The following is an 11892-nucleotide window of genomic DNA, read 5'->3' as shown; positions in this document are numbered from 1 at the left end:
GGTCAGCTCGCCTGCTCGGCGGCCGCCTTGAGGGCGTCGAGGTCGGCCTTGTTGTCGGCGATGAACTGCTCCTCGAGCGCGAACTGCACCTTCTCGTACGCGTCGCGGTAGTTCGTCTTCTCACGGCAATCGAGGTCGACGATGGCCAGCGCGATCTCCTCTTCACCGAGATCCTTGAGCTTCGGGTCGTCCTCGATGTACTCCGTCTGCGCGCTGTAGTACTCGTTCAGCTTGTCGGACATGCTCGTCTGCGCATCGCTCTGCTTGGCGAAGCCGGAGTGGCCCGCGTCGGCCATGCAGGACGCCCACTCCGCGTCGATCTTGGCGAAGCCCGGGTCGTCGGCCATCTTCATGTAGAAGTCGTTGATGGCGTCGTTGATGGACTGGAACTCCTCGTCCATCATCGGGTTGGCACCGGACTCGTGCTGCGCCCAGCCCTGGCAGCCGGCCTTCGTCCAGTCGTACTCGTACGAGCCGTCCTCGCTCAGCTCCTCCTCGGAGGGGGACGGACCGTACAGGGCCTCGTAGAACGCCGCCTGCTCCGACTCCGACAGGCTCGAGACGTAGTCCTGGTTGGGGTCGACGTACTCCTCCTGGTCGGTGGGCGTCTCGTCGCGGCCGGGGTAGTTGACCATGCCGTAGCCGTACTGGGTCACCCAGTCGCGGTCGTCCGGCTTCCATTCGACGTCTTCGCCGCTGCTGAAGGAGACCGACTGGATGTTGGGCGTGTAGTCGAAGCCTTCCTCCGACATGCACTGCGCCACGAGCTCCTCGGACTTCTTCTGCTGCTCGGTGAAGCGCGCCTCCTGCTCCTCGGGAGACAGGTCACCGCCCCAGATCGAGGACAGGTAGGCCGACAGCGGCGACTCGGGCCGGTCATCACCCTTGTCGCCGTCGGCGGGTGAGCAGGCGGCCAGAGCGAGCGCCGCGACGACGCTGAGCGGCGCGATGGCGAGCAGGCGTGAACGAAGCATGATTCCCCCATAGGATCACCGGCGCCGACACGACGACGCACATGCTCAGCTTAGGGATCGCATAACGTCTTCCCATCTGGGAAGACGCCGCGCATCCGCCCCATCCGATCGGATAAGGTGTCACGCCGCTCAGATCAGCGGCAGTCGCGCGCGCAGCACCGCACCGCCTGTGGCGCCCGCGGTGAGTTCGAGGGTCCCCCCGACGACATCGAGCTGCTGGCGCAGGCGAGCCAGTCCCGACATCCGCGCGTCCGCGGCGGGCGAGACGCCGTCGCTGACGACCTCGAGCAGCAGCACGCCACGGGTCACACGCGCGGCGAGTCGGATGCGGCGCGCGCCGCCGTGACGCAGCGCGTTCGTCTGCCCCTCCTCCAACACCCGCACCACGACGATCCGCATCCGCTTGTCGATGCGCGCGCCGAGCACCGCGAGCAGCGGCGACGCCTCGTCTACGATCTCGACGTGCGCAGGAGTGCGGGCCGCGAGCGCACGCACCGCGGGCGCCAGCCCCCGGTCGAGATCGACGGGGTACAGCCGCTCGCTCAGAGCGCGCAGCTCATGCTCGCGCAACCGGGCGAGCGTATCGGCCACCTCGGTGATGCGCTGCGGCGTCGGGATCCCCGCCGCGATGTCGCGCAGCTCCGCCTCGAGCACGACGAACGTCCCCTGCACCGAGCCGTGGATCGTGGCGGCCACGTCCCTGCGCACCCGCAGCTCCTCCGCGCGCACATCGTCCATGAGGGTCAGCGCCCTCTCCTGCGCCTCGATGCGCGTCAGATCCGCCTCCCGCGCGCGACGCCAGAGGTCGGCGAACTGGAGTCCGCTGCCGAGAGCAAGCAGCGCCAGGAGGAAGGTCATCGCCGTCTCCAGGCCGACCACGCGCACCGCGCCCGCCGACCCCGCATCCACCACCCCGCTGAGCACCTGCAAGACGGATCGGATGACGGCCGCTGTGACGGCGAGCGAGAGCACGACCGCGATCCGGGCGCGCGTCCCCCGCCGCTCGGGGCGCAGCAGCGACGCGCCCCCGACCACGATCGCGACGGCGGTGAAGTTGTACGCCCATCGCAGCAGGATCTCGGAGAGCGGGTCAGGGGCGACGTGGCGCATGTCGTCGGAGACGACCCCGAGCACGAGCACGGCTTGCACGCTGGCGAGCACCGCCCCCAGTCCCGACACCAGCGCGGTCGCGCCGACCATGATGCGCGAGAGCGCGCGTTCCTCGGATGCGGCCGCCCGCGCGAGAGGGGAGACGGTGATCGATCCGGCGCGACGGGCACGGCGGATCGATCGGGCGGGGACGGGCGCGGTCACTCTCGTTCGCGACGCCCGCGCACCACGATGGTCACCAGGGTCGCGAATCCCACCACGCCCAGCGCCCCCCAGACCCACGGCAGACCCTGCGTCGCCGCAGCCGCCCATGCGGCAGCACTCGCGAGAGACATCGCACGCCCTTCCCTGACAGGCGGCTCCCCCAGGAGCCCGCCGTGACGAACCTAGACCGGAGGCGGTCGCTGCACTCGTGCGACTGAGTAGTTTCCCCTGCGCCGGCCGCGGCCGGGATGTCCGATGAGCGTTATCGTTCACCGGCCCGAAATAAGGCCTGTGGCAGGATGGTGCCCGATACTCCCGATCTGAGAGGCACCATGGAACTCAGCGACTACATCCGGGTTCTGCGGAAGAACTGGCTGATCATCGTCGTCGCAACTCTCGTCGGGCTGGGGGCGGCCGCCGGATATTCGCTGACCCGCACGCCCCTCTATGAGTCGCAGGCCTCGGTGGTCGTCTCGACCCAGTCCAGCGGCAGCGTGCAGGAGATCACGCAGGGCTCGACCTTCACGCAGGCGCGCGTAGCGACCTACGTCAACGTCGCGACCACTCCGCTCGTGCTCGATCCCGTCATTCGCGATCTCGGACTCGACGTCACCGCCGGCGCCCTGGCCAAGAGCATCAATGTCAGCAGCACGCTGAACACCACCTTCATCACGATCGCCGCGACTGATGCCGACCCCGTCCATGCTGCCGACATCGCCAACGCCGTGGCGTCCCAGCTGCCGCTCGCGGTCGAGGAGATCGAGCCGTCCACCGGCGGCGAGAGCCCGGTGCGCCTGACGACCGCGCGCACGGCGATCCCCACGAACGTGCCGGTGAGCCCGAACGTCCCCCTGAACCTCGCGCTCGGGGCGCTCATCGGCCTGGCCGTCGGCATCGGCATCGCGGTGCTGCGGACCGTCCTCGACACCCGCATCCGCACCATCCGCGACGTCAACCAGATCACCGACCGCCCGATCCTCGGTGCGATCCCCTTCGACGCGAAGGCGGCGGAGCGGCCCATCATCATCCAGGCCGATCCGTACAACACCCGGTCGGAGTCGTTCCGGGCCCTGCGCACGAACCTGCAGTTCATCGAGATGGACGGCGGTCACTCCTTCGTGATCACCTCCTCCATCCCGAGCGAGGGCAAGTCCACCACGACCGTGAACCTCGCGATCGCGCTGGCGGATGCGGGAAAGCGCGTCGCCCTCATCGACACCGACCTGCGAAAGCCCAAGGTGGCCGAGTACCTCGGCATCGAGGGCGGAGCGGGTCTCACGGATGTGCTGATCGGCCGCGCGAAGGTCGGCGACGTGATGCTCCCCTGGGGCAAGCGTCCGCTGTTCGTGCTGCCGGCCGGCAAGGTGCCGCCGAACCCCAGCGAGCTGCTCGGCTCGCGTCAGATGGCGCAGCTGCTCGAGGCGATCAGCCGCGACTTCGACGTGGTGCTGCTCGATGCTCCGCCGCTGCTGCCGGTGACGGATGCGGCGATCCTCTCGCGTGAGACCACCGCCGCCATCCTCGTCGTGGCCGCCGGTCGCACGACGACGGGTCAGCTCACCGCTGCTCTCACGGCTCTCGAGACGGTCGACGCGAAGGTGGGCGGCATCGTCATGAGCATGGTCCCGACCCGCGGGCCGGACGCCTACGGGTACGGCTATGGCTACGGATACGGCGGCTACGGCACGTACGGCACCCCGCCGGAGCCGGCGCCGAAGAAGAACTCACGCAAGCGGGCGCCGGAGGATGACGCCGGCCTCGACGAGCTCGTGAAGGGCTCCTGAGAAGAGAGGCGTTCGTGCGATGTCCTCACGTCGTCGCCCGATTCATCGCTCCACCCCCGTCAGACGCGCGCTGACGGGGGTTCTCGTTTCCGTCCTGGCGGTGGCCGCCATCGCGCTCGCGGTGTTCGCGCTGACCCCGCGCACCCCGCCCGAGTCGCGCCCGCTTCGCACGACGGCACCCTCCCTCGCGCCGTCCCCCTCACCATCCCCCTCAGCCTCGGCTTCGGCTTCGTCCGCGCCGATCGCGCCCGTTGCTGCGCCCGGCGCCGACGAGCGGTTCCTCGCCGCGGGCGAGCAGGCCGTGTGGCGCGCATCCGCCGGCGACTGCGGGACGGTCCCGCCGCTGTTGGAGCGCTCCACCGACGGAGGTCGCACCTGGACCGACGTCACGCCGCGCTATCTCGGCATCGGGGAGATCCTCCACATCGAGGCGTTCGTCGGAACGGAGGCACGCATCGTGGCGCGCATGGGTGCCGCCTGCGAGACGCAGGGGCTGCGCACCTTCACGCAGGGGCGGTTCTGGGAAGAGGATGCCGCCACTCTCGCTGCGGCGACCTATGTCGACCCCGCGGCGCCCGCCGTCGTCGTGACCCCCTCGGGCCGCGTCGAGGCGCCGTGCCCGTCACCCTGGGGCGCTCAGGGCGACGCCGACGCGCTGACCCTCGTCTGCGACGGCGTCGCGCAGCAGTGGAACGGCGGCGCGTGGCAGGCCGTCGCGGAAGGCGCAGTCGCCGTCATCGCGACAGCCGACGGCGTACGTGCGGCCCGCACGGACCCCTCCTGCGCCGGCCTGATCGTCGGCGACGCCTGCCTCGCCGACGCCCCCGCCGGCCCCGCCGCCCTCGCCGCGGCATCCGACGCACTCTGGCTCTGGGCCGGCGACACCGTCCGCTCCCTCCCCTGACCCCGTACCCTCCCGGCGCGGGCCCGGACCGGGCCCGCGGGCGCCCGGTCTGCCCCGCGGCGCCCGGTCTGCCCCGCGGCGCCCGGTTCTGGCTGATGCCCGGTTCTGGCGGAGGCCGGGTTCTGGCTGAGCTGTGCCCGGTCCTCGCTGAGGCCCGGTCCTTGCTGAGCTGTGCCCGCTGCGTCCCGTCCTGGCTGAGGCCGGGTCCCGGCTGAGATGTGCCCGAACTCCTGCACATCAGCCACAACACCCACGTGCCAACCGGTCCACCGCCGCTTCTGCAGGAGTTGTGCACCCCGCATCCCCCGCACCCCGCATCCCGGCGCCGGGCGACTCCGCGAGGGCCACGCTCCACAGCCACAGCCACAGCCACGGCCACGGCCACGGCCACGGCCACGGCACAACTCAGCCACATCGCCCCCGAATCCGCTGCCAGGCTTCCCACGCCCGAGTCCTGGCTGAGCTGTCCCCGAACTCCTGCACATCAGCCACAACACCCACGCGCCAGGCGATCCACCCCGCTTCTGCAGGAGTTCCGCCCCCGGCATCGCCCGCACCCCGCATCCCCGCACCGGCCGACTCGGCGAGGGCCACACTCTTCCGCATCAGCCACAGCCATTGCCTGGCGCACCTGCGCATAGATGTCGCATCTGCGCACCTGCGACGCAACTCGGGCACCCACCCCGGGCACACAGCTCGCCCACCCGACTCGGGCACCCGACTCGGCCACCGACTCGGGCACGCAGCGGGGCCACACGACCCGGGCGCCACGGACGGTGCGGATGTTGCGGCACCCTCCGGCGCACCCACCCGAGGCCGGGCGACGGCCGTCGCCGCCCGGCCTCCGCGAGTCAGCGCGTCGTGGTGCGGCGCCGGCGGCGGGCGTCGACCACCAGCAGCGCGCCCAGCAGCATCAGAGCGCCCGCCGTCGTCGCCAGCATGGTGGGCGCCGATGCGCCCGTCGCAGGAAGACCCGCCACGGTGAACGACACCCATCCGACGATGGAACCGGTCTGCGCATCGACGAAGACCACGCGGTGGGCTCCTGCGGGCAGGGATGCCGGCACGGTCACCGTCGCGCGCCCTGCCGCATCCGCCGTCACGGATCCTCCGGACACGGGCGTGGAGAAGAACCACACGTCGTACGTGCCGCCTGCCTCGAGCCCCGCCACTCCCACGCGGCTTCCGGCGGCTACGCGATCGGCGGCGAGCGTCACGGAGCCGCGGTTCTGTGCCGTCAGGGAACTCTCCGCGGGCACGGACGCTCCACCCGCGCCGGGGTTACCCTCCGTCGGGGGAAGGGTGACATCGTCGGCCGCGGTCGTGATGACCTCGCTGAACCCGGATGCGGGCGACACGCCCACACCGTTGATCGCCTCGACGGTGAACACGTACTCCGTGTCCGGAAGCAGGTTCGCCACGGTCAACGTGGTCGAGTCGGCCGACACGACGGCGCCCTCCTGGGTTCCTCCGAACACGCGGACCCGGTACTCGGTGATCGGCGAGCCGCCGTGGGAGCTCGGTGCGTCCCAGGTCAACGAGACCGTGCGCGCCGTGCTCGCGACCAGCCGCGGCGCACCCGGCGCCGACGGCGCGGTCGCCGTCGGAACCGTGGCCGGGGTCGTGAACGCGACCTGCGCGGATGCCTGGCCCGTGCCCGCGCTGTTGCGCGCGGCGACCGTGACGGCGTACGAGGTGTCGGGCAGCAGGCCGGAGACGACCGCCGTCGTGCCGGTCACGACGACCTGCGCCGGAGCCGACTGGCCGCCGCGTGTGACCACGACGTCGTACGCGCTGATCGCCGCGCCGCCGTCGGATGCGGGCGCCTGCCAGCTCACCTGCGCGGCGGTCGCGGATGTGGCGACCGCGCTCACCTGCCGCGGGACTCCCGGCAGCACCACCGGAGCGTCCGCCGTCCGGGCGATCAACGCCGAGGAGGCGGGGCCGGCACCGACGCTGTTCATCGCCGTGACCGTGATGGAGTAGTCGGTCGCGGGTGCGAGCTCTCCCACGGAGATCTCTGTGACCGATGCGCCGACGGTGAGCGTCGTCACCGCGTCGCCCAGGGCCACCCGCACGAGGTAGCCCGTGCGCTGCGCCCCGCCGTCGGATGCGGGAGCCTGCCATCCGATCGAGAGACCGGTCGGCGTGGCCGAGCGTTGTGCGAGAGCCGTGGGCGCACCGGGCACGGTGGCCGCCGGCGGCAGCGCCGCCGTCGTCGCGTCGATGTAGGCGCCGATCGTCTGGCCGATGCCGTTCACGGAGGCGACGCTGACCACGTAGAGGGTCTGCGGCTGCAGGTCGTCGACCAGCAGGCTCGTCGTGCCGGGCGCCAGGGTCACGTCCTTGACCACATCGCCGCCGTGCGTGACGACGACGCGGTGTCCGGTGACGGGGGCGCTCGGCGTGGCGGTTGCGCCCTTCCACTGGACGACGAACGAGCTCGCCGTCACGGAGATCGCCACGATGTCGGTGGGCGCCGCGGGTGCGGTGAAGGATGCTGTGGTCACTGCGGCTCGCGGTGACCACGCGCCGGTCCCGATCGCGTTCCTCGCGGCGACCGCGACCTCGTAGGAGGTTGCGGCATCGAGTCCGAGGGTCGCCGTGGTGACGGTGCCGAGCGTGATCGTGCGCAGGGGCACCTGGCCGCCGGCCGCATAGACCGCCACCTCGTACCCCTCGATCGCGCGCCCGCCATCCGCCGGCGCAGCCCAGGTCACCGTCGCGCTCGCGGTGGTCACCTGGCTCACCGTCGGGGCGGCCGGCGCCGCGGGCGTGGTCGGTGCCGGGGCCACCGCCAGGGTGGCCGCATCGGTCTCGCGCGTCTGGTCGCCGAGGGTGAACACGGCGCGGAAGGCGGCACCGTCGTCGGCGAGGGCGGCGGAGAAGGTGAGGGTGCGGAAGCTCTCGCCCTCGATGTCCACCCAGGTGTCGCTGTCGGCGGCGCGTCGCTGCCACTGCACCGACGGAACGGGGGTGCCGGATGCCAGTGCCGAGAACGTCACGGTCTGCCCTGCCTCGACGCTCTGGGAGCTCGGGCCGGCGACGATGTCGAAGGAGTCGCTCAGCGTCTCCTCCGGCGAGCGCGGCGTCTCGCCCTCATCGATCGGCAGGATCTCGACGTCGTTCGTGAGCGCGACGCGCTGGCCGGCTCCGACGTGGATGACGTCGGCTTCCGCCCGCGTCGACTTGCCGTTGTACCAGGTGGTACCGGTGCTCGGCGAGTAGACGTAGAGCGTGTAGTCGCCGGGCTCCAGCGGCGGGAGCACGAAGTGCCCGTCCGCATCCGTCGTCGTTTCGATCCCCAGGATCGGACTCGTCGTGGTGGAGCCGGCGAAGAAGGACACGACGCGCTGGAAGAAGCCGGCGATGCCATTCGTGGGTGCCGTCGCCACGCCCACCGTGGCACCGGCGAGCGGCTGACCGTTTGTGTCGACGATGCGTCCGGAGACCGTGCCGCCCAGGCCCAGACGGGCGTCGATGTTCGTCACGGGCGCGTCGACGATGTCGATCACTCGGGCACCGTCGAACGAGGCGGATCCGTCGTACCACTGCGACACGTACAGACCGTCATAGTTGACGAGTTCCACCTTGTACCGACCAGGGATGAGGGCGGGAACCGTGAAGGTGCCGTCGGGGTTCGTCCGCACGCTCTGCCGGTAGTCGTACTCGTCGTCCGCGCCGGTGATCGAGACGGAGACGTCGGAGAGCGGCACGCCGTTGTTGGCGGCGACCACCGTGCCCGAGATGCCGTATCCGCGCTGCAGCGAGACCTCGACGCCGTCGAGGCCTGCGTCCGGGATGACGAGCGGTGTCGTCGAGGGCACGTAGTCCTGTGTGGCCCACGTGTGCAGCACGGTGCTGCCGACGCGGTCGAACACGGCCGTGAACCGGCCGTCGGAGCCGCTCGTGCCGCTGATGCTGCCGTCGCCGACGGAGACGCCCGCGACCCCTGCCCCCGTCAACGCGTCGACGAGGCGACCCGTCACTCGCAGACCGGGCTGAAGGACCGCATTCGCGACGAACGGCGCGGACCCGTCCGGACCGATCTCGATCGGTGTTGCGGCATCCTCCGTCTGCGCGCCCTGCCACCACTGGGACGAGAGCGTGCCCGACGCATAGTTCCGTTCGAACTTGAGGATGACGGATGCCCCGGCGGGAATGCCGGAGAGTCGGTAGGCGCCGGTCGTGGAGTCGGCGGTGGCGCTCTGGGAGTTCTGCCACGTGCCCCACTCGGTCTCATACTCCCAGGTCGCCCTCACGTACGCGCCGACCGGCTGCCCGGTGATCGCGGAGGTGACGGTCCCGGTGATCTGCGCGGGAGGCAGGGCCAGGGTGATCCCCGACGTCGTCTGACCGGCGACCACCACGATCGCCGACGTGGGAGCGATGCTATTGCTGCCAAGGCTCCCCGAGATCGTGTACTCGCCTGCGGGAATGCCCCGCAGGTCGAAGGCGCCGTCATCGAGCATGGTCGACGGATATCCCGAGAAGGTGAGGCCGGAACCGCCCTGCGTGGGCTGCACCCACAGCGACAGGTAGATGTATCCCGCACCGACCGCTTCGGGGAAGGTTCCTGCGATCGAACCGCCGAGGGTCAGGGGGAGATCGGCGCTGTCGTAGGCGTCACCCGCGCCGAGCGAGATCGCGGTGGCGTCCTCGCGCGAGCCCGACGGACCGAACCATCGGTTCACGTAGAGCTGCGTCTCTCCGACGGCCTGCACGGCATAGTTGTCGACGCTGAGTGCGGCGAACGTGTAGACGCCGTCCTCATCCGTCGTCGCCGTGCCGATGGCGGATGAGGGCGCGCCGGTGTCGTTGGCCCGGTAGAGGCGAACGGTGATGCCGTCGAGGGGAGCGCCGGTGCCCGCATCCGTGATGATGCCGGAGATCGTGCCGGTGCCACCGCTCAGGAACACGGGCACACGGTCATCGGCACTCACGGTCACGACCGTGGCGGTGGCCAGCGAATCGCCGCCGTAGTACACCGGCTGGCCGCCCGCGTACGAGGTGTAGCGCACGAGGTAGTCGCCGGGGCGCACACGCACCTCGAGCGTCGAGGTGTACGTGCCCATCGTGGCCGCGACGGTGCGCGTCTGGGCATCGAGGACGTCGATGTAGCCGGGTCGGGCCGAGAGGGCCTCGTCCAGCGTCACCGAGATCGTGCCGAGCTCGAGGCTGTAGGCCGAGACGTCGAGCGTCAGCTGGTCGCCAGCCGCGACGGTGAAAGGATCTCCCCACACCTCGTTGAAGGATCCGGCGGTGAACTGCAGCCGATACGTACCCGCCGGAAGATCGGTGAGTCGGAACGTGCCGTCCGAGGCGACCCCCGACCAGCCGTACGTCGACCCCATGGTCCCGCTCGCGCGGGCGGCGACGTTGGTCACGCGGGATGCGGCGGCCTGCGGCAGCGTGCCGATGACGGTCGCTCCGGCCACGATGGTGACGTCGATCCCGGTGAGATTCGTCGACCCCTCGTTCGCGATGGTGAGGACGGTCGCCGTCTCGTAGGTGGCACCGCCGTAGAAGGTGGACAGCCCTTGTCCCCGCGCCGGGGAGAACTGCAGCCGGTAGGCGCCGGGCTGGACGTTGCCGAACGTGTACCGTCCGGTGCTGTCGGTGACGGCAGAGTAGTACCGCGTCGGAGCGCCGGGGACGGTCGAGACCGGGGACGCGGAGACACCGACGCCCGACAACGGCGCGCCCTGCGCGGTGACCACGCGCCCGGAGATGGAGTTCGCGCCGAAGGCGAGAGTCGCATCGAGGCCGCCGATGCTCTGACCGGCCGCGAGGGTGACGGCGGTCGCCGCATCCCGGGTCGCCGCCCCCTGCCACCACTGCTCGAGGAAGGCGGAGCCGTCGGAGAAGCCGATGTCATACGTCCCGGCCGGCACCACGATGCGCCAGGGCACCGTGCTCCCGGGGGCCGCGACCTCGTAGGTGCTGAACCCGTACGGGTCGCCGACACCGACCAGCTGCACGCTCACGGGGAACATCCCCGCCGGCGCCGCGGGGAGCGTCACCGCACCCGACACCGCGGCGCCCGGCTCGAGCGTGACCGCACCGAGGTCGTACGCGAAGCCCTCGCGCGCGCCGTCCACCTCGGCCGTCGAGGTCACATACAGCTGCGACGCCCCCGACTCGAACAGCAGACGGAAGTACGAGTCCGACGTCGAGACGGCGAGGGAGAACGAGCCGTCGGAGGACGTGGTCGTGTCCGCGAGCACCTCCTCGCCATCGCCGGAACCGCCGGCGGCGGCGACCCGGAACCCGGGGATCGGCTGCGCGCTCACCGAGTCGGTCAGCACGCCCGTGAGGGTGACGACCCCCTCGACGCCGGGCGTTGCGGGCACGTCGTGGGACGAACCGCCCCACCAGATGCTGAGGTGGTCCCCCGTCCCGGTGCCGGGGTTGCCCGTGCCGGGGAGATCCGCGGTGCTGGTGTCGGCGCGTGCCGACGAATCCTCCTGCGGTGCGGGCGCGGAGTCCTTGTCGGCGGTCTGCGGGGGCGCCTCGGATGCGGGGGGCTCCTCCGTGCCGGATGCGGGGTCCGTGACGTCGCCGGCGGACGGCGGATCGGACGGCTGCCCAGGCGCGGAGACGTCGGGCGTCTCGTTCGCGGGGGCCGCGTCGGGCGACGGCGCGGTCTGGCTCGGCGCCGCATCCGGGCTCACCGTGTCGGCGGGCGCCGTCTCGGCAGCGGGCGGCGCGCTGACGACGGGCTCCGGAGCCGCAGTCGCGCCCCAGGCGAGCGAAGACCCTGACAGCACCAGGCACACACTGACGCCGATGGCCGCGAGCGTCGACTGCAGGCGCGACGATGAACGATGACGACGAGTCATCTCTCCCCCTTCGGGCAACCCCCCGGCAGCCCTCGCGAGCATGTTCCTGTACGCGACGAGCACGCGTCAACTCG

At 71.2% G+C, this 11892-nt stretch carries 6 protein-coding genes; 2 read left to right on the top strand and 4 right to left on the bottom strand.

All coding sequences use genetic code 11. The features are described from left to right. Window positions 1–2: 2 nt before the first annotated feature. The 3 genes from AC1VNH_RS14265 to AC1VNH_RS14255 form a co-directional block, all read right to left on the bottom strand. Window positions 3–974 carry a hypothetical protein gene (locus AC1VNH_RS14265; RefSeq protein ID WP_483112155.1) on the bottom strand — a complete coding sequence of 324 codons (972 nt, stop codon included), beginning with the start codon at window positions 972–974 and terminating at the stop codon, window positions 3–5. A 129-nt stretch (window positions 975–1103) separates the two neighbouring features. After that, window positions 1104–2288: a sensor histidine kinase gene (locus AC1VNH_RS14260; protein ID WP_483112154.1), complete on the bottom strand. Its 1185-nt coding sequence runs from the start codon at window positions 2286–2288 to the stop codon at window positions 1104–1106. After that, the gene (locus AC1VNH_RS14255) at window positions 2285–2419 is read right to left on the bottom strand and encodes a hypothetical protein (RefSeq protein WP_283818112.1); all 135 of its coding nucleotides are present in this window, start codon (window positions 2417–2419) and stop codon (window positions 2285–2287) included. Before AC1VNH_RS14255 ends, AC1VNH_RS14260 begins: the two co-directional genes overlap by 4 nt. A gap of 201 nt (window positions 2420–2620) precedes the next feature. Between AC1VNH_RS14255 and AC1VNH_RS14250 the strand changes: the two genes are divergently transcribed. Further along, the gene (locus AC1VNH_RS14250; protein ID WP_483112152.1) at window positions 2621–4072 is read left to right on the top strand and encodes a tyrosine-protein kinase domain-containing protein; all 1452 of its coding nucleotides are present in this window, start codon (window positions 2621–2623) and stop codon (window positions 4070–4072) included. Between the two features lie 100 nt (window positions 4073–4172). Next, complete coding sequence (locus AC1VNH_RS14245; RefSeq protein ID WP_483112150.1) at window positions 4173–4976, top strand: hypothetical protein; 804 nt, start codon at window positions 4173–4175, stop codon at window positions 4974–4976. A gap of 851 nt (window positions 4977–5827) precedes the next feature. Here AC1VNH_RS14245 and AC1VNH_RS14240 read toward each other — a convergent pair. Then, complete coding sequence (locus tag AC1VNH_RS14240) at window positions 5828–11818, bottom strand: fibronectin type III domain-containing protein (protein WP_483112149.1); 5991 nt, start codon at window positions 11816–11818, stop codon at window positions 5828–5830. Window positions 11819–11892 lie beyond the last annotated feature (74 nt).

The sequence above is a fragment of the Microbacterium sp. KU4F genome (assembly GCF_056868075.1).
Note: the sequence above shows the minus strand (reverse complement) of the source record. Positions and strands in the feature narration are given on the sequence as shown.